This window comes from Methylophaga sp. UBA2496, assembly GCF_002341635.1.
Taxonomy (GTDB): Bacteria; Pseudomonadota; Gammaproteobacteria; order Nitrosococcales; family Methylophagaceae; genus Methylophaga.
Genome location: NZ_DDOK01000003.1, coordinates 110887 through 129639 on the forward strand (window position 1 = coordinate 110887; position 18753 = coordinate 129639).

The following is an 18753-nucleotide window of genomic DNA, read 5'->3' on the forward strand; positions in this document are numbered from 1 at the left end:
ATGCGCGTTCACATTTAACTGTAAACATTCAATATGTCAGAATCTGCTGTCAATCATAATTTTATACGACCCATTATTCAGGAAGATATTGATTCTGGCAGGGTCGCCGGAAAAGTGGTCACCCGTTTTCCACCTGAGCCCAATGGTTATTTGCACATCGGACATGCCAAGTCTATTTGCCTGAATTTTGGTCTGGCGGAAGAGTTTGGTGGGGATTGTCATTTACGCTTTGATGATACTAATCCAGCCAAAGAAGAGCAGGAATACATTGAAGCCATCAAGCAAGATGTCCATTGGCTGGGCTTTCAATGGGCGGGTGACGTGCGTTATGCGTCAAGCTATTTCGAGCAGTTTTACGATTGGGCGATTCATCTGATCAAACAAGGCAAAGCCTATGTGTGTGATCTCACCGCCGAACAAGCCAGTGAGTACCGGGGCTGGGCGACCAAACCGGGTAAGGAGTCTCCATTTCGCAATCGCAGCGTAGAAGAAAACCTCACATTATTTGAAAAAATGCGGCAAGGTGATTTTGCCGAGGGTTTTTGTGTGTTGCGTGCAAAAATCGATATGGCTTCGCCCAATATGAATCTGCGAGATCCTATTCTGTATCGTATCCGCAAGAAATCGCATCATCAAACCGGTGACAAATGGTGTATTTATCCCAGCTATGATTTTGCCCACGGACAGGGCGACGCGATTGAAGGTGTTACACACAGTATCTGTACGCTGGAATTTCAGGATCACCGTCCGTTGTATGACTGGTTTATTGAAAACCTGCCGGTGCCCACACAGCCAAAGCAGTATGAGTTTGGACGTCTTAATATTAACTACACCGTGACCAGTAAGCGCAATTTAAAACAACTGGTTGATGAACATATCGTTGCCGGCTGGAATGACCCCAGAATGCCAACCATTTCAGGCATGAGAAGACGTGGTTATACCGCTGCGGCGTTACGTGCTTTTTGTGACGGTCTGGCTGTGGCGAAAACAGACGGTATTGTGGATATAGCCCAGCTGGAATTTGAAATCCGTAAAGATTTGAATGAAAACGCAGCACGTGCCATGTGTGTACTCAATCCTTTGAAAGTGACCATCACCAATGCTGCTGAAAGCGTTGAATGGCTGGAAGTGGCGAATCATCCGCAACAGGAAGCCATGGGGCAGCGTGCATTGCCGTTCACTAAAGAAATTTTTATTGATGCCAGCGACTTTACTGAAGACACCAGTCTGAGCCGGAAAAAGTTCAAGCGTCTGGTGATTGGTGATTATGTGCGGTTACGTGGTGCTTATGTCATCAAGGCTGATGAGGTCATCAAGAATGACAACGGTGACATTCTTGAAGTGATGGCCTCATTAGTGCCTGATACCGTCGGCCAGAATCCACCTCCTGAAATGAAACCACGCGGCGTGATTCACTGGGTTTCAGCTACTGAAGGCAAAGCAGTTGAGTTGCGGTTATACGACCGGTTGTTTTTGGCGGAAGCCCCGGGAAAAGCAACGGGTAACTATCTTGATGACGTTAACCCGGATTCTTTAAAAGTGATTAAAGCGATTGCCGAACCGACAATTGTCAATTGTGAACCAGAAACGGTTTTCCAGTTTGAACGCGAAGGCTATTTTGTCAGTGATCGCTATGATCACAGCCCCGATACGCCGGTATTCAATCTGACCATTGGCCTAAAAGAGACTTCAGACAAATAAACCATGTTAAAACTCTATAACACCTTAACCAAGCAGAAAGACGTCTTTAAACCCATCGAGCCCGGCAAAGTCAAAATGTATGTCTGCGGCATGACGGTGTATGACCTCTGTCATGTCGGTCATGCGCGGGTGATGGTAGTGTTTGATGTGGTGACGCGTTACCTGCGGGCCAGTGGTTATGATGTGACCTATATCCGCAATATCACCGATATTGATGACAAAATCATCAAACGTGCGATGGAAAACGGCGAATCGATTCAGACCTTAACTGATCGCTATATTGATGAAATGCATGCTGACGCCGATGCGTTGGGTGTTCTGCGGCCTGATCTGGAGCCAAGAGCCACGGAAGCCGTTGATGCCATGCAAAAGATGGTGCAAACGCTGATCGATAAAGGCCTGGCCTATGTCGCTGACAATGGTGATGTTTACTACGATGTCAGCGAGTTTGAAGGTTACGGCAAATTATCGGGCAGACATATTGATGACTTGCGTGCCGGTGAGCGTGTGGCTGTCAATGAGGCTAAAACTGACCCGCTGGACTTTGTCTTGTGGAAAGCCGCCAAGCCGGAAGAACCTTCCTGGGAATCGCCATGGGGACCGGGTCGTCCCGGCTGGCATATCGAATGTTCAGCGATGTCGGCAGATACCTTAGGCCATCATTTTGATATTCATGGTGGTGGGCAGGACTTACAGTTCCCGCATCACGAAAACGAAATCGCCCAATCCGAAGGTGCGCATGGCTGCCAGTATGTGAATTACTGGATGCATAATGGTTTTGTGCGGATTGATGACGAGAAAATGTCCAAATCGCTGGGTAATTTCTTTACCGTTCGTGAAGTATTGGCCAAGTATCCGGCAGAAGCCGTGCGTTATTTCATTTTAATGAGCCATTACCGTAGCCCATTAAATTACGCAGAAGATCAGTTGGATCAGGCCAAAACAGCCTTAACCAGGTTCTATCATTCACTGCGTGATGTCACACCACAAAAAGTGATATGGCGGGAGGATGCTGAGTTTGCGTCACGTTTTGCTGAAGCCATGGATGATGACTTTAATACGGCCCTGGCATTATCAGTATTGGCAGACGTGCGTCAGGCATTGAACAAAGCTCGTGAAGAAAGCGACGAGCAAAAATCAGCTTATCTTGCCGGTTTATTACTGGCATTTGGTGAAGTGCTAGGATTATTCCAGCAATCTGCTGAGGCTTTTCTTACCGGTGGCCAACAAGATGAAACCGGTAAAATCGAACAATTGATTGCTGATAGAAATGCAGCCCGTGCGGCAAAAGATTGGGGGCGCGCAGATCAAGTTCGTGATGAACTCACTGCGATGGGAATAGTGCTGGAAGATGCTGCCGGTAAAACCAGCTGGCGTAAAATTTAATACTTGTCTCAGCTGCCTGCTAGTGGTGGCTGAGACAATTTAATTTATGGCAATTTTCTCCTGATCTAAATCAACAATAGCGTCATTAGTCTTCTTCCCGGCTATACAAAGTGTTTTAGTGTGGGCATGATCGAATTTAAATTAATGGATCGATTATGCCTAAAGATAAAACGTATTTACTGACTATCAACGGCGGTTCATCCAGTATCAAATTTACGTTGTATAACGTAACTGAATCGCTTACCTCCATTTTATCCGGCAAGCTCGCAGGTCTGGGATTGCCTGTAGCCAAGCTGCGCGTCACAAACTCGATTCAGGCAGAAGCGTCCGCTGTAGATATCAAAGCTGATAACTATCAGCAGGCTGTTGCGGTATTGATAGACTGGTTTTATAAACATATTGATATCAGCTCGGTTAAAGCTATTGGGCATCGAATTGTTCATGGTGGTCATCAGTATAAAAATCCCCAATGGGTCACCAAACAATTACTCAAGCATTTATCGGCAATAACCCCTCTTGATCCACAGCATTTACCGGGTGAAATTCAATTAATCGAAGCGTTTGACCAGCATTTCCCACAGTTAAAACAAATGGTTTGTTTTGATACTGAGTTTCATCAGAATCTGCCAACAGTTGCCAAATTACTCCCCATTCCCCGTCAATATTATGAAAAAGGTATTTATCGATACGGATTTCATGGCCTGTCATATCGATATTTAATGCAAGTTTTACAACAGCAGGATGCTGAGAAAGCGAATCAAGATAAGATGATTCTGGCGCATCTGGGTAATGGTGCCAGCATGACTGCTGTCACAAATGGGCAATCTATTGATACCACAATGGCGATGACGCCAGCGGCAGGTCTTGTTATGGGGACGCGTAGTGGTGATCTTGACCCCGGATTATTCGGTGTTCTTAACCGAAGTGAAAGCATGGGTGCTGAACAGTTTGAAACAATGATTAATCAGCAATCCGGATTGCTGGGGATTTCAACCACTACCAGTGATATGCAGCAGTTATTGGAACAACGGACGACAGATACCAATGCCGAGGATGCAATTGCCGTGTTTTGCTATCAGGCCAGAAAACAGATTGGTGCCTATGCGGCGGCGTTAGGCGGTTTGGATACCCTGGTATTTTCCGGCGGGATTGGTGAAAACGTAGCGGAAATACGGACACAGATTTGTCAGCAACTGGCATTTATCGGTATTGAACTGGATAACGAATTAAATCAGCAAAATGCGCTGCGCATTTCAACACTACAAAGCAGGGTAACTGTCTGGGTCATCCCGACCAACGAGGAATTAATGATTGCACAGTCAATGTGCGATCTGTTGAACCTGAATCATCAAGGGGAAAAGTAAAATGACATCTGAAACATCGCATACATTACAGCCACTCGATCAGGACATATTAGACAAAATGCATGCTTACTGGCGTGCCGCAAATTATCTGTCGGTAGGACAAATCTACCTTTATGACAATCCTTTATTAAAACAACCACTTCAGGCAAAACACATCAAACCCCGTTTGTTGGGCCATTGGGGCACCACACCCGGCCTCAATTTTATTTATGTGCATTTAAACCGAGTTATCAACCAGCATGATCTCAATATGATCTACATTGCCGGACCAGGTCATGGGGGGCCAGCGTTAGTTGCTAATACGTATTTGGAAGGCACTTATAGTGAAACCTATCCTGATATTTCTGAGGATGAGGCGGGATTAAAACGTTTATTCAAACAGTTCTCATTTCCTGGTGGCGTGCCAAGTCATGTTGCGCCTGAAACACCCGGTTCGATCCATGAAGGTGGAGAATTAGGTTACGCCTTATCCCATGCCTTTGGTGCGGCATTTGATAATCCCGATTTGATTGTGGCCTGTGTGGTCGGCGATGGCGAGGCGGAAACCGGTGCTCTGGCGACCAGCTGGCATTCCAATAAATTTTTGAATCCTGAACATGATGGTGCGGTATTACCCATATTGCATTTAAATGGGTACAAAATCGCCAGCCCAACAGTGTTGGCGCGTATCCCTAATGATGAGCTGGAAGCCTTATTTTATGGTTATGGTTATACGCCATATTTTGTCGAGGGTGATGATCCAAAGCAGATGCATCAATTGATGGCAGCAACATTGGATAAAGCTATGGAACAAATCCGGCATATTCAAAACGATGCTCGGGAACATGGTGTGCATTTACGCCCACGATGGCCAATGATTATCCTGCGATCACCAAAAGGTTGGACCGGACCTGAAGAAGTGGATGGCAAAAAAACCGAAGGCACATTCCGTTCACATCAAGTGCCAATGGGCGATATGGATCAGGAAGGCCATGTCGAGATTCTAAATAAATGGATGCAAAGCTATCGACCAGCAGAACTGTTTGATGACAATGGCAAACTTAATGCCGAACTGGCGGCATTAGCGCCGATTGGCAATCGTCGTATGGGAGCGAATCCACACGCCAATGGTGGTCAACTAATACAGGATTTAACCTTACCGGATTTTCGTGATTATGCTGTAGAAGTTAAACAACCTGGAGCCACCAAAGGCGAAGCCACTCGTGTGATGGGCAAATTTTTACGCGATGTGATGCAACAGAATCTTGATGCCAGGAATTTCCGTTTGTTCAGTCCCGATGAAAATAACTCCAATCGTTGGCAGGATGTATTGGATGTGACCGGCAGAACATGGATGGGCGAGATGATTCCGGGGGATGACAAATTGTCTAAAGATGGCAGAGTGATGGAAATGCTCAGTGAGCATCAATGTCAGGGTTGGCTGGAAGGGTATTTGTTAACTGGCCGCCATGGCTTTTTTTCCTGCTATGAAGCCTTTATTCATATTATCGACTCGATGTTTAATCAGCATGCCAAGTGGCTGAAAATCTGTAATCAGATCCCCTGGCGTAAACCCGTTGCATCACTGAATTATCTTTTATCGTCACATGTCTGGCGTCAGGATCACAATGGCTTTTCGCATCAGGATCCGGGTTTTATCGATCATGTGGTGAATAAAAAAGCCGAAGTGGTTCGCGTCTATCTTCCACCTGATGCCAATACGCTGTTATCTGTTACTGATCACTGCCTGCGCAGCCGGAATTATGTCAATGTGGTGGTCGCCGGAAAGCAGGCCTCGCCACAATGGCTGGATATGGAATCTGCTGTTAAACATTGCACGGCAGGCATCGGTGTCTGGGAATGGGCGAGCAATGATAACGGCCAGACACCAGATCTGGTCATGGCCTGTTGTGGTGATGTGCCGACCATGGAAACGCTGGCGGCAGTGAAATTACTGAATATGTTTGTACCGGAGTTGAAAGTCAGGGTGATAAATGTGGTGGATTTAATGAAACTGCAATCGCCCAGCGAACATCCACACGGGCTGGAGGAAGATGCATTCGATGATTTATTTACCCGGGATAAACCGATTATCTTTGCCTATCATGGTTATCCGATGTTGATTCATCGGCTGACCTATCGCCGCACCAATCATAAAAACCTGCATGTCCATGGATTCAAGGAAGAGGGGACAACTACCACGCCATTTGATATGGCTGTTATCAATGGTCTGGATCGTTTTCATCTGATGGAAAACGCCGTCAAACATTTAGCCGATTTACCCACCGACAAGGTGTCGGAAATCGAATTATTTATTCAGCAGAAGCTTGCCGAACATGATGAGTATATTCGGGAACATGGCCAGGATTTACCGGAAATTCGTGATTGGCAATGGAATAATTAGATTGGGTTTGACGATTTGCCCCTCCAGTGTTGGAGGGGCATCAGGACTGGCTTCAGCTGTTATTGATGTAACTGATCGGCAGCAAATAACGTATTTTCAAGCAAGGTCGCCACTGTCATAGGACCGACACCACCCGGAACAGGTGTAATCCAGGCGGCTTTTTCGCTGGCTTTATCAAATTCCACGTCGCCGGTTAACTTACCGTTTTCCAGACGGTTAATACCGACATCAATCACAACAGCACCTTCACGGACCCAGTCACCTGGAATAAAGCCCGGCTTGCCTACTGCCACCACTAAAACTTCTGCACGGCGAACATGTGATTCCAGATCTTTGGTCATGCGATGACAAACGGTAGTAGTGCATCCGGCCAGTAACAATTCGAGTCCCATTGGACGACCTACTATATTAGAGGCTCCCACAACTACTGCTTCTTTACCCCTAAGATCAATACCAACAGCTTGCATCATGGTTATTACGCCTTTCGGTGTGCAGGGGCGCAACTGAGGATTACGTTGGGCCAAACGGCCGATGTTATATGGATGAAAGCCATCCACATCTTTATTGGGCGCTATATGTTCAATAACAGCATCTGAATTGATATGTGGGGGCAGGGGGAGTTGAACGAGGATACCATCGATTTCATCATCCTGATTGAGCTGGGTAATGAGGTCAAGCAGCTCTTGTTCGCTGGTGGTTTCAGGCAAATCAAATGATTCGGATTTGAAACCTACCTCTTCACAGCTGCGACGTTTGCTGCCAACGTAAACTTGTGAGGCAGGGTTATCGCCAATTAATACAACAGCCAGTCCAGGCCGACGTTTACCGGTGGCGAGGCGCATTTGGGTTGCCGCTTTGATTTTCTGTTTTAGCTCGGCAGCAATTGTTTTTCCGTCGATGATTTGAGCAGTCATTCTGTGGGTTCCGGCCTTTCAAAAGCGGCTATGATCGCACGTTGCGTCAGCCACAGCAAAAAATATAAATGTGTTGTTGACTCACTATCGGCATCAGCGTATTATTTTGCCTTCTTCGAGGATGTCTGTCCTTGGAAATGTCGGGGCATAGCGCAGTCTGGTAGCGCATCTGGTTTGGGACCAGAGGGTCGGGAGTTCGAATCTCTCTGCCCCGACCACTTTATTGACTGCTTCAGCCTCACTTAGTTACTAATGCGCCCGTAGCTCATCTGGATAGAGCATCGGCCTTCTAAGCCGAGGGTAGCAGGTTCGAGTCCTGCCGGGCGTACCATCTTTTGTTTCCCTTTATGTTGTGGCCAAACTTTTCATGTTGATTTTTAAGCCCTGTTGGTGCTAACTTTCACGTGACCAAGGATGGCATATCTGAATTTCTCAAACTTAACAGTGAACTCAGCAACGTGAATAAAAATACCCTGCTCGTAACTGGCGGCGCCGGTTTCATAGGATCTGCATTAATTCGTCAATTAATTACCGAAACCGACTTCACCGTTATCAACATCGACAAACTGACCTACGCAGGCAATCTTGAATCGTTGACTGAGATTGATGCTTCACCGAATTATCATTTCGAACAAGCTGATATTTGTGACGCTGAAGCTATGGATCGGATATTCACGCAATATCAACCCAGTGCCATTATGCATCTTGCAGCGGAGTCGCATGTGGATCGGTCGATTGATGGCCCCGCAGATTTTGTGCAAACCAATGTGGTTGGTACTTATGTCTTGCTTGAAGCGGCCAGAAAATACTGGAAATCTTTATCCGCAGCAGATGCCGATAAATTCCGTTTTCACCATATTTCTACCGATGAAGTGTATGGCACTTTAGGCGAAACCGGATTATTTACTGAAACCACCCCTTATCAACCCAACTCACCATACTCAGCAACCAAAGCGGGAAGTGATCATTTGGTTCGCGCCTGGCACCATACCTATGGTTTACCGGTGTTAATGACCAATTGTTCCAATAATTACGGACCTTACCAATTCCCGGAAAAACTGATCCCTGTAGTGATTAATAATGCGTTGGCCGGTAAACCATTGCCCATTTACGGTAAAGGCGAAAATATTCGAGATTGGCTATATGTCGATGATCATGCCAGAGCCTTAAGGCTGGTGCTGGCTGAAGGTAATTTGTGTGAAAGCTATAATATCGGTGGATTTAACGAACATACCAATCTGGAAGTGGTGCAGCTAATCTGTAACATTCTTGATGAATTATTAACTGAGTCACCGCACAGACCGCATAAAAACTTAATCGAATTTGTGACAGATCGCCCCGGACATGATGCCCGATACGCTATTGATGCCAGCAAAATTGAACGTGAGCTGGGCTGGAAACCTCTGGAAACCTTTGCCACAGGGTTACGCAAAACAGTTCAGTGGTATCTGGATAATCGTCAATGGTGTGAAAATGTGATGGATGGCAGTTATCAGCAACAAAGACTTGGATTGGGAGACAATAAATGAGTCGTAAGGGAATCGTACTCGCAGGTGGAAGTGGCACACGTCTCTATCCGGTAACCCAATCTATCTGCAAGCAGCTATTGCCCGTTTATGATAAACCGATGATTTATTATCCGCTGGCCACCATGATGCTGGCGGGCATGCGGGATATCTGTATTATTTCAACTCCTCAGGACACGCCACGCCTTGAGCAATTGCTTGGTGATGGCAGCAAATGGGGGATGAATCTGCAATATATTGTGCAGGACAAACCGGAAGGGATCGCACAGGCCTTTACCTTAGCGGCTGATTTTATTGGGAATGATGATTGCGCTTTGGTGCTGGGCGATAATGTTTATTATGGTCATGATTTGGCCGATATGATGCAGGAAGCGGATAATAACAAAGAGGGTGCGACGGTTTTTGCCTATCCTGTCAGCGACCCCGAACGTTATGGTGTGGTGGCGTTTGATGAAAACGGAAAAGCACTGAGTATCGAGGAAAAACCGTTAAAGCCCAAATCACGTTATGCGATTACCGGCCTGTATTTCTATGACAATCAGGTGGTGGAAATTGCTCGTACTCTTAAACCTTCCGCGCGTGGCGAACTTGAGATTACCGATGTCAATCAGGTGTATTTAAATAGCAGTAAGCTGAACGTTCAGGTGATGGGGCGAGGTATGGCCTGGCTGGATACCGGTACACATGACTCCTTGCTGGATGCATCGATGTTTATTCAAACACTGGAACAACGCCAAGGGTTAAAAGTTATGTGTCCAGAAGAAATTGCTTATCGTATGGGCTATATCACTAAGGACCAACTGGAACTATTGGCACAACCCTTGCTCAAAAGCGGTTATGGACAATATCTTTTGAATCTTCTTAATGAGACCATTTATTAATGCAGATTTTTGACACTAATATTCCAGATGTGAAATTGCTGAAACCCAAGAAATTTGGTGATGCAAGAGGTTTTTTTCTGGAAAGTTATAATAAAAAAGTGTTTGATGAATTATTAGGAATGAAGATTGATTTTGTGCAAGATAATCATTCAAGATCTGCTAAAGGCGTGTTGAGAGGTTTACATTATCAAATCAGGCATCCTCAAGGAAAACTGGTAAGAGTAACCGCTGGTGAAGTGTTTGATGTTGCGGTTGATATGCGTCGGGATTCACCAACTTTTGGTCAATGGGCAGGCACGATACTGACAGCTGATGGTCAGGAGCAATTCTGGGTTCCTGAAGGTTTTGCGCATGGTTTTCTTGTGCTGAGTGAGACAGCTGATTTTTTGTATAAAACAACCAATTACTATGCTCCTGAGTATGATCGTTCAGTGTTGTGGAATGATAAGAATATTGGCATTGAATGGCCGATATCAGATATTCTGCAGCCAACTCTCTCGGATAAAGATCAAAAAGCGGTTGAATTCATGCAGGCAGACTATTTTTAGATGAAAATATTACTCATCGCATCCCATGGCCAGGTTGGCTTTCAGTTGCAGCGAAGCCTTGCTTGTCTTGGTGAAGTGATTGCAACGAACAGGACAAGTTTAGATTTAACGGACGTTGATAAAGTCATGGATTTTATCCGGCAACTAAAGCCGGATTTAATTGTGAATGCAGGCGCTTATACGGCGGTTGATAAAGCTGAGACAGAGCAAGCGCTGGCGCATCAGGTGAATGCCATTGCACCGGGTGTTCTGGCCAATCTGGCCAAAGAACTTGATATTCCACTGATCCATTACTCAACTGACTATGTTTTCGATGGTCATAAAGTTGGTGCCTGGAATGAACAAGACAAACCGGCCCCTTTGAATTATTACGGCCAATCAAAACTGGAAGGTGAGCAAGCGGTAAGTGATACTGGTTGCAAATACTTAATCTTCAGAGTGAGCTGGGTTTATGACCGGCGCGGGAAAAACTTTGTCAATACTATGCTCCGGCTGGCTAAAGAAAAAGATGAATTAAATATTGTTGATGATCAGGTTGGCGCACCGACCTGGAGTCGACATATTGCTGATGCGACAGCACAGATTATTCTGCAATCCAAACTGATACCGGATTTTTGGGAAAGGCATTCAGGTATTTTTCACATGAGTGCTGCAGGCAAAACGAGTTGGAAGGAATTTGCTGATAAAATTTTCGAATTAGCGGCTCATGAAGGTATGAAGATACCTGTGGTTCATGCAATCCCTACATCTGCCTATCCAACCAAAGCAGAAAGACTGTTGAACTCCTGTATGGACAACTCTAAATTAGTTAATACCTTTGGAGTGCAGCTGCCCGATTGGCAGCTAAGCCTGCAATGGGTGATGAGAACCGACGAGCGTTCTAATTAATTGTTTTCATCACGCTGAATTTTAGGATTGGAAGATGTTTAAAAACCAGTTCAACCGACTGATGCAATGGTTTTTGAATCGTCCACGAACAACCAAACGTATTCTCAGTATCATCATTGACTATGTGGTGGTGATATTTGCTCTTTGGTCATCTTATTCACTGCGGTTAAGTACTTTTTATATTCCCCCATCAAGCCAGTGGTGGCTATTTATTGTTGCGCCACTGATAGCGATCCCCATTTTTATCAAACTCGGTTTATATCGTGCAATTGTTCGTTATATCGGCCTGGATGTAATGTGGACAATTTGTAAAGCTATTGCTTTATTCACGTTAATTTTTGCAACTATTGTCGTTTTGGCAGGAAGTGCTGCCGGTCTGGTTCCCAGAACGGTCTATATCATTAATGCGCTAATGTTATTTGTCATAATCGGCGGTTTAAGAGTATATGCCCGCTGGTTATTTGCTAATCGTAATGCTTCCTTAAGTAGTGCCATGGAGCGATATGTTCCCCCGGTATTGATTTATGGCGCAGGACAGGCCGGGGCCCAACTTTCAGCGTTGTTAAGGATGGGCCGCCAGTTGCGTCCAGTAGCGTTTATTGATGATGATGCAACTTTATATAAACAACAGATAAATGGTCTTAATGTCTATCGACCACGAGATTTGATTAAATTAATCGAGCGCTTCAAAGTTCGCGAGATTTTGCTGGCCATGCCATCCGTCTCCCGAAGCCGCCGTAGTGAAATTCTGAATTCACTCGAAGATTTACCTGTTCATATTCGTACATTGCCTGATTTAACCGATATTGCCGAAGGCAAACTGGAAGTTTCAGATATTCAGGAGGTTGATATTGCGGATTTGCTTGGCAGAGAGGCTGTCGAAGCCGATCCGCAGTTATTAACAGCCAATCTCAGTCGTAAATGTGTAATGGTTACCGGAGCAGGTGGTTCCATTGGATCTGAATTGTCACGGCAAATCATCAAGCTTAAACCCAGCAGATTGTTATTGTTTGAAATCAGTGAATTCGCTTTGTATCAAATCGAACAGGAGCTTATCAATCTGGAAAGTGGTGTGGAAGTCATTGCTTTAATTGGATCTGTGGTGGACCGTGCACGATTGACATCAATCTGTCAGTATTTTTCGGTACAAACTATTTACCATGCAGCAGCGTATAAACATGTGCCAATGGTCGAAAAAAACGTGGGCGAAGGCATACGTAACAATGTTTTCGGTACATTGCATTGCGCTCAGGCTGCCATTGCAGCAAAAGTTGAAACGTTTGTGTTAATTTCAACAGATAAAGCTGTTCGACCTACCAATACCATGGGAGCCAGTAAACGCATGGCAGAACTGGTTTTACAGGCTTTAGCACAGACCTCGGATACCCGTTTTACCATGGTAAGATTTGGTAACGTGCTGGGTTCTTCCGGTTCAGTTGTGCCATTATTTCGGGAGCAGATAGCCAGGGGCGGCCCGGTCACGGTAACTGATCCACAAATTATCCGTTATTTTATGACAATACCTGAAGCTGCTGAGCTGGTAATACAGGCCGGTGCGATGGGGCAGGGTGGTGATGTCTTTGTACTCGATATGGGGTCGGCCGTAAAAATTGTGGATCTGGCAACACGGATGATTCATCTCAGCGGTTTCAGTGTTAAAAATGCTGAAAATCCAGATGGTGATATTGAAATTACCTATACCGGTCTGCGGCCCGGCGAAAAATTATTCGAAGAATTATTAATCGGTGAAAACGTCAGCCAGACAGCACACCAAAAAATCATGAGGGCCGAAGAAAGCGTCATTCCCTGGGACGATTTACAATTGATACTCACGGATTTACAACATGCAGTAAGTGGTTCAGATTATGAACAAATCAGGACTATTCTCAGTGAATATGTCGATGGGTTTATGCCGCAATGCGGCATTGAAGATTGGCTGAGTCAAAAAGTGGTTAGTCCGATTAATGGAAACTGAAGTGTAACTTTTAAGAGACAGATTATGGAAAAAACACTCAATATTGCAGTTGCTGGAACCGGGTATGTTGGCTTATCCCTTGCAGTTTTGCTCGCACAACATCACCAGGTTACCGCATTGGATATTGTCGCTGAAAAAGTCGATCTGATTAATGCCAGAAAATCACCGATAGTGGATAAAGAAATTGAAGACTTTCTAACCAATAAACCATTAAATTTAACGGCTACAACTGACAAAAAACAAGCCTATGAAAAAGCCGATTTCATCATTATTGCTACCCCAACCGATTACGATACAGTCACCAATACCTTTAATACCAACTCGGTCGAAGCTGTAATAAAAGATGTTTTGGATATTAATCCTGCTGCAGTGATGATTATCAAATCCACGATCCCGGTTGGCTATACCCAAACCGTTCGAGCAAAATTTGGCAGTGACAAAATATTCTTTTCGCCTGAGTTTTTACGTGAAGGCAAAGCGTTGTATGACAATCTCTATCCTTCACGCATTGTTGTGGGTGAGCGTAGTGATCGTGCTCGTTTATTTGCCGATTTGTTATTAGAAGGCGCAGTGAAAAAAGATGTGCCGGTATTATTTACCGACCCGACTGAAGCCGAAGCGATTAAATTATTTTCCAATACTTATCTGGCGATGCGAGTAGCGTATTTTAACGAACTCGACAGCTATGCTGAAACACATAATCTGAATAGCCGGCAAATCATTGAAGGTGTTGGTTTGGATCCACGCATTGGCGACCACTACAATAATCCATCCTTTGGCTATGGCGGTTATTGCCTGCCAAAAGATACCAAGCAATTACTGGCTAACTATGACACCGTACCGAATAGTCTGATTCGGGCTATTGTGGATGCCAATACCACCCGAAAAGATTTTATTGCAGATCAGATTATTAAGAAAAATCCTGCTGTCGTTGGGATTTACCGGTTGGTAATGAAGCAAGGATCGGATAACTTCAGAGCATCCGCCATACAAGGCATTATGAAGCGCATTAAAGCCAAAGGTATTGAAGTTATTGTTTATGAGCCGGTGCTTGAAGAAGCCGAGTTTTTCCGTTCCAAAGTGGTAAATGATTTGGCAGCCTTCAAACAGCTGTCTTCATTAATCATCGCGAATCGCATTACAGACGATATTCAGGATGTAAAAGACAAAATTTATACCCGTGATCTATTTGGTCAAGACTAGATGAATATGTTAATTCTTCGGCAAATGCTGAACTACCATTTGGCATGGATCCTGTATGCTCGAAATAGGACTAAAGATATTATGGTTCAATAGTTGGTTTTGACTTCAAAAATCGGCATATTTCGAGATAACAGATGAAATGAAAAAAATTAGCTCTAAAAATGACTTGGCAATTAACGGGGCTCTCCCAGCTTTTGACGAAACCCAACATGTTGGTCGACCGAATATCGGTAGTAAGTCAGAATTTATCCGGTATGTAGATAAGATCTTTGACAATCGTTGGCTGACTAACAATGGGGATTTTGTTCGCACTTTGGAGCAACGCATTGCCGAAAAGCATCAAGTCAAAAATTGTGTTGCGATGTGCAACGGTACTATTGCGCTTGAGATTGCTATTCGTGCTTTGAATTTATCAGGTGAAGTGATTATTCCATCATATACCTTCATCGCCACTGCTCATGCACTTCATTGGCAAGAGATTACCCCTGTTTTTGCTGATATCAATCCACAGACACATTGTTTAGATCCTGATGCGGTTCGCAACATGATCACTCCCAAAACCAGCGGTATTATTGGCGTACATCTATGGGGGCATGCAGCGCCTATTGATGAACTACAGCAAATAGCCGATGAATATAATTTAAAGCTGATGTTTGATGCCGCCCATGCCTTTAACGGAACTTATAAAGGGACAAAAATCGGTAACTTTGGCCAAGCGGAAGTATTAAGCTTTCACGCCACTAAATTTTTTAATGCTTTTGAAGGTGGTGCAGTTCTGACTAATGATGATGAACTGGCTGAAAAAATGCGTCTGATGCGTAATTTTGGTTTTTCTGGTATGGATAATGTTATTCATCCTGGCACTAACGGCAAAATGATTGAGATTGCTGCCGCAATGGGACTGGTGAATCTGGAAAATGTGGATAATGTCGTTGAGATAAATAAACAGCATTACGGGAGTTATCAAAAAGGACTTGCCGGACTCCCCGGAATCAGTCTTTTTCGTTTTGACGAAAATGAACACAACAACTATCAATATATCGTGATGGAAGTCGGTGCTGATTGTCCCATCAGTCGTGATGAAATGGTTGAGGTGTTACATGCTGAAAATGTCAGGGCGCGAAAATACTTCTGGCCGGGCTGCCATAATATGCATCCTTACAAACAGTTATACCCGCATGCAGATTTACTCTTACCCAAGACTATCGAAGTTGCAGAGAGGGTAATTGTCTTGCCTACAGGGACAGCAATGACTGAAGAAGCGGTTGATATGGTTTGCCAGATTATTAGAACCTGCATAATCAGATAGCATGAAGTTAGCTATCATGCAGCCCTACTTTTTCCCCTATATCGGATATTTCCAACTGATATCTGCTGCGGATACCTTTGTCGTTTACGACGATGTTAACTTTATTAAGGGAGGATGGATTAATCGTAACTTTATTCTTTCACAGGGTGATAAGCTTCGAGTCACTCTCCAGCTATTAGGTGCAAGTCCCAATCATCTAATCAATCAAATCCAAGTTGGCAATTATAATCACAAGCTATTTAAAACAATCCAACAAAGCTACTCACGAGCCTCTTATTATCACGATGTGATGCCATTAATTGAAAATATTCTCTATTCTGATGAGACAAACCTAGCTGCTTTTCTGAATTTAAGTCTGAGACAAATCTGTGGTTATCTTGGACTAGATAGGGAATGGTATCTCTCGTCAGATCTAAACAAAGATATTTCCCTTCGTGGACAGCAAAAAGTTTTAGCTATATGTAAAGAGCTGGGTGCGAAAAAGTATATCAACATGCCTGGTGGTAAGGCTTTATACGATTATGGCAGTTTTGCAGAGCAGGATATTCAATTATCTTTTCTTGAGCCGGTTATAAAACCCTACCAGCAAAATATCAATGAGTTCGTTCCCAATCTATCCATCATTGATGTGCTAATGTTTAACAATCAACAACAATGTCAGCAGATGGTTAAGGAGTATGGGCTTGTCTGAGTTGATTCAAACGGCAGCAATTGGTGGTTATTTCCAACTCGAATTACCTGATAGTAAGATGCATTACCATCAAAATGCGCAGTTATACCAATCTGCAAGAGCCGCATTCAGATCACTTTTACAAGCCGGTCGTCCGAGAAAAGTTTTCATTCCAAAATATATTTGCGATGCAATGATTTCTCCACTTCATGAAGAGAAGATCGACTATGAATGCTACGATCTTAATGACACATTAGATGTGCCGAATTCACTGGCGCTGGGTGAGGAAGAATGGCTCGTATATGTTAATTATTTTGGTATTAGCCAAGCCCAAGTTGAGCGAGTAATCCAACACTTTCCCCCAGATCAGCTTGTTTTTGATTTTTCACAGGCATTTTTTGATCCGCCAGTATCTGAAGCTTTAGCAACAATTTATTCTCCCCGAAAATTTTTTGGTGTTCCCGATGGTGGAATGTTGCAAAGCAAAATAGCAGTTAACCAACCAATAGTTCAGGATAATGGTTCATTGTGCAGAATGTCTCATTTGTTTAAACGATTAAATGAAATGCCCGAGAGCGGCTATGCTGACTACTTATTGGCAGAGCAGAGTATAGAAGATAGTAAACCTATGCTAATGTCCAAGCTGACTCAGCGTTTAATAACTTCAATTGATTATGAAGCGGTAAAACAAAAAAGAATGGAAAATTTCAGCTATCTTCATGAAAAGCTTAAATCGATTAATTTACTGAGTATTCCAACAAATAATCTATTAGCGCCATTATGTTATCCACTAATTACGCTTGATAGTAACTTGAGAGATAAGTTTATAAAAAATAGGATTTTTATCCCATGTTATTGGAATGATGCGACTAAGCGTCTTTGCCCTGAAGTTTCAGAACGGATGGTTGATCGTTTATTACCTTTACCCATTGATCAAAGATATGGGCAAATTGAGATGGATCGTATGCTTTCAATGCTCTCCGATTCAGTACATTTATGAATAATGATACAAATAATAATTTGGAAAAGAGAACTGGACAGTTTTCACGAAATGTATTGCTTGAGAAGTTGTTGAGGGAACTGAACTCTGACCTTTTCGTAGCTGAACAGGAAGTCCTGAATAAAGTGCGAATTGAACAGTCTTTTCCACTTATTTTGATCATGGGGCCTATGAGAAGTGGAACAACCTTATTTATGCAATGGCTTGCCAATACCGGCCTTGTTGCTTACCCGACAAACCTCCTATCACGTTTTTATCAGGCGCCTGTTCTGGGTGCCAAAATCCAGCTTTTACTGACCGATCCCCGCTTTAACTTTCGCGATGAACTGGGTGAGTTTATTCAACAAACCGAATATCATTCTGAAAATGGCAAGACGAAAGGCGTACTTGCACCGAATGAATTCTGGTATTTCTGGCGGCGATTCTTGGCTGAACCTCAGCGAGATGTGTGGGCTGATGACGAATTAAGTCAAAGTATGGATATTAATACTCTGCGTGCTGAGCTGATTGGCATGATGGAGGTATTTCAGCAACCGTTTGCCGCAAAAGGCATGCTGTTTAACTACAACATTTCATTTCTGGATAGTATTTTTGAAAAGATTCTGTTTGTTCAGCTCAAGCGTGACCCTGTTACAAATGTTGCATCTGTATTAGAAGCGCGTAAACGGCAACTTGGCAGCGAGTCAGATTGGTATTCTTTCAAGATCCCTGAATATCAACAATTAAAAGATATGGATCCGGTTACTCAAGTTTGCGGACAGATCCATTACATTAATCAGGCTGTCGACAACGGTCTAAAGAATGTAGATGAGAGCAGAAAATTGGTGGTTCAGTACGAGGACTTTTGCATTAATCCAGAGTGCTGCTTTAATGAGCTTACTCAAAAATTAGGTCTTCAAGCAACGAAATACAACGGACCGTCTAATTTCACATTAAGTCAGAAAGAAATTAAGAATGCAGAACTTATTGCCAAAGGTCTGCATGATTTCAGACGAAATAATTAAG

Annotated in this window: 15 protein-coding genes and 2 tRNA genes; 16 read left to right on the plus strand and 1 reads right to left on the minus strand. The window is 43.8% G+C overall.

The window, feature by feature from the left end:
* Nucleotides 1-33: 33 nt before the first annotated feature.
* The 4 genes from B2W60_RS01325 (at nucleotide 34) to B2W60_RS01340 (ending at nucleotide 6834) form a co-directional block, all read left to right on the plus strand.
* Nucleotides 34-1701 (plus strand): glutamine--tRNA ligase/YqeY domain fusion protein, encoded by a 1668-nt coding sequence (locus tag B2W60_RS01325; RefSeq protein WP_292361463.1) that lies wholly within the window; start codon nucleotides 34-36, stop codon nucleotides 1699-1701.
* Between the two features lie 3 nt (nucleotides 1702-1704).
* Nucleotides 1705-3087: a cysteine--tRNA ligase gene (gene cysS / locus B2W60_RS01330; protein WP_292361464.1), complete on the plus strand. Its 1383-nt coding sequence runs from the start codon at nucleotides 1705-1707 to the stop codon at nucleotides 3085-3087.
* A gap of 155 nt (nucleotides 3088-3242) precedes the next feature.
* Nucleotides 3243-4451, plus strand: a complete 1209-nt coding sequence (locus B2W60_RS01335) for an acetate/propionate family kinase (RefSeq protein ID WP_292361465.1) — start codon at nucleotides 3243-3245, stop codon at nucleotides 4449-4451.
* A gap of 1 nt (nucleotide 4452) precedes the next feature.
* Entirely contained in the window at nucleotides 4453-6834 is a 2382-nt protein-coding gene (locus tag B2W60_RS01340) for a phosphoketolase family protein (protein ID WP_292361466.1), read from the plus strand.
* 59 nt (nucleotides 6835-6893) lie between these two features.
* On the opposite strand, the gene folD is transcribed toward B2W60_RS01340, so the two are convergent.
* Entirely contained in the window at nucleotides 6894-7748 is an 855-nt protein-coding gene (gene folD, locus B2W60_RS01345) for a bifunctional methylenetetrahydrofolate dehydrogenase/methenyltetrahydrofolate cyclohydrolase FolD (RefSeq protein WP_292361467.1), read from the minus strand.
* 141 nt (nucleotides 7749-7889) lie between these two features.
* On the opposite strand from folD, the gene B2W60_RS01350 reads away from it, so the two are divergent.
* The 12 genes from B2W60_RS01350 to B2W60_RS01405 all read left to right on the plus strand — a co-directional run bounded on the left by B2W60_RS01350 (nucleotide 7890) and on the right by B2W60_RS01405 (nucleotide 18752).
* Nucleotides 7890-7966 (plus strand) — tRNA-Pro (locus B2W60_RS01350).
* A 36-nt stretch (nucleotides 7967-8002) separates the two neighbouring features.
* Nucleotides 8003-8079 (plus strand) — tRNA-Arg (locus B2W60_RS01355).
* A 127-nt stretch (nucleotides 8080-8206) separates the two neighbouring features.
* Complete coding sequence (rfbB, locus tag B2W60_RS01360; RefSeq protein WP_292361468.1) at nucleotides 8207-9277, plus strand: dTDP-glucose 4,6-dehydratase; 1071 nt, start codon at nucleotides 8207-8209, stop codon at nucleotides 9275-9277.
* The gene (gene rfbA, locus B2W60_RS01365) at nucleotides 9274-10155 is read left to right on the plus strand and encodes a glucose-1-phosphate thymidylyltransferase RfbA (RefSeq protein ID WP_292361469.1); all 882 of its coding nucleotides are present in this window, start codon (nucleotides 9274-9276) and stop codon (nucleotides 10153-10155) included. The genes rfbB and rfbA overlap by 4 nt, the downstream gene beginning before the upstream one ends.
* Entirely contained in the window at nucleotides 10155-10703 is a 549-nt protein-coding gene (gene rfbC, locus B2W60_RS01370; RefSeq protein ID WP_292361470.1) for a dTDP-4-dehydrorhamnose 3,5-epimerase, read from the plus strand. Before rfbA ends, rfbC begins: the two co-directional genes overlap by 1 nt.
* Nucleotides 10704-11591, plus strand: coding sequence for a dTDP-4-dehydrorhamnose reductase (gene rfbD, locus B2W60_RS01375; RefSeq protein WP_292361471.1), 888 nt, complete (start codon nucleotides 10704-10706; stop codon nucleotides 11589-11591). It begins immediately after the preceding gene.
* 34 nt (nucleotides 11592-11625) lie between these two features.
* On the plus strand, nucleotides 11626-13566 hold the full coding sequence (locus B2W60_RS01380) for a polysaccharide biosynthesis protein (protein ID WP_292361472.1): 1941 nt from the start codon (nucleotides 11626-11628) through the stop codon (nucleotides 13564-13566).
* Nucleotides 13567-13590: 24 nt separating this feature from the next.
* Complete coding sequence (locus tag B2W60_RS01385) at nucleotides 13591-14769, plus strand: nucleotide sugar dehydrogenase (protein WP_292361473.1); 1179 nt, start codon at nucleotides 13591-13593, stop codon at nucleotides 14767-14769.
* Nucleotides 14770-14908: 139 nt separating this feature from the next.
* Nucleotides 14909-16078, plus strand: a complete 1170-nt coding sequence (locus B2W60_RS01390) for a DegT/DnrJ/EryC1/StrS family aminotransferase (RefSeq protein ID WP_292361474.1) — start codon at nucleotides 14909-14911, stop codon at nucleotides 16076-16078.
* A 1-nt stretch (nucleotide 16079) separates the two neighbouring features.
* The gene (locus B2W60_RS01395; RefSeq protein WP_292361475.1) at nucleotides 16080-16769 is read left to right on the plus strand and encodes a WbqC family protein; all 690 of its coding nucleotides are present in this window, start codon (nucleotides 16080-16082) and stop codon (nucleotides 16767-16769) included.
* A complete protein-coding gene (locus B2W60_RS01400) occupies nucleotides 16762-17748 on the plus strand; it encodes a hypothetical protein (RefSeq protein ID WP_292361476.1) in 987 nt (328 codons plus the stop codon). The genes B2W60_RS01395 and B2W60_RS01400 overlap by 8 nt, the downstream gene beginning before the upstream one ends.
* The gene (locus B2W60_RS01405) at nucleotides 17745-18752 is read left to right on the plus strand and encodes a sulfotransferase (protein WP_292361477.1); all 1008 of its coding nucleotides are present in this window, start codon (nucleotides 17745-17747) and stop codon (nucleotides 18750-18752) included. Before B2W60_RS01400 ends, B2W60_RS01405 begins: the two co-directional genes overlap by 4 nt.
* The last annotated feature ends 1 nt before the right edge of the window (nucleotide 18753 follow it).

Bases quoted from the DNA above. Each gene is read 5' to 3' on its own strand.
- B2W60_RS01325 (WP_292361463.1), top strand. From the start codon at position 34: ATGTCAGAATCTGCTGTCAATCATAATTTTATACGACCCATTATTCAG.
- cysS (WP_292361464.1), top strand. From the start codon at position 1,705: ATGTTAAAACTCTATAACACCTTAACCAAGCAGAAAGACGTCTTTAAA.
- B2W60_RS01335 (WP_292361465.1), top strand. From the start codon at position 3,243: ATGCCTAAAGATAAAACGTATTTACTGACTATCAACGGCGGTTCATCC.
- B2W60_RS01340 (WP_292361466.1), top strand. From the start codon at position 4,453: ATGACATCTGAAACATCGCATACATTACAGCCACTCGATCAGGACATA.
- folD (WP_292361467.1), bottom strand. From the start codon at position 7,748: ATGACTGCTCAAATCATCGACGGAAAAACAATTGCTGCCGAGCTAAAA.
- rfbA (WP_292361469.1), top strand. From the start codon at position 9,274: ATGAGTCGTAAGGGAATCGTACTCGCAGGTGGAAGTGGCACACGTCTC.
- rfbC (WP_292361470.1), top strand. From the start codon at position 10,155: ATGCAGATTTTTGACACTAATATTCCAGATGTGAAATTGCTGAAACCC.
- rfbD (WP_292361471.1), top strand. From the start codon at position 10,704: ATGAAAATATTACTCATCGCATCCCATGGCCAGGTTGGCTTTCAGTTG.
- B2W60_RS01380 (WP_292361472.1), top strand. From the start codon at position 11,626: ATGTTTAAAAACCAGTTCAACCGACTGATGCAATGGTTTTTGAATCGT.
- B2W60_RS01385 (WP_292361473.1), top strand. From the start codon at position 13,591: ATGGAAAAAACACTCAATATTGCAGTTGCTGGAACCGGGTATGTTGGC.
- B2W60_RS01390 (WP_292361474.1), top strand. From the start codon at position 14,909: ATGAAAAAAATTAGCTCTAAAAATGACTTGGCAATTAACGGGGCTCTC.
- B2W60_RS01395 (WP_292361475.1), top strand. From the start codon at position 16,080: ATGAAGTTAGCTATCATGCAGCCCTACTTTTTCCCCTATATCGGATAT.
- B2W60_RS01405 (WP_292361477.1), top strand. From the start codon at position 17,745: ATGAATAATGATACAAATAATAATTTGGAAAAGAGAACTGGACAGTTT.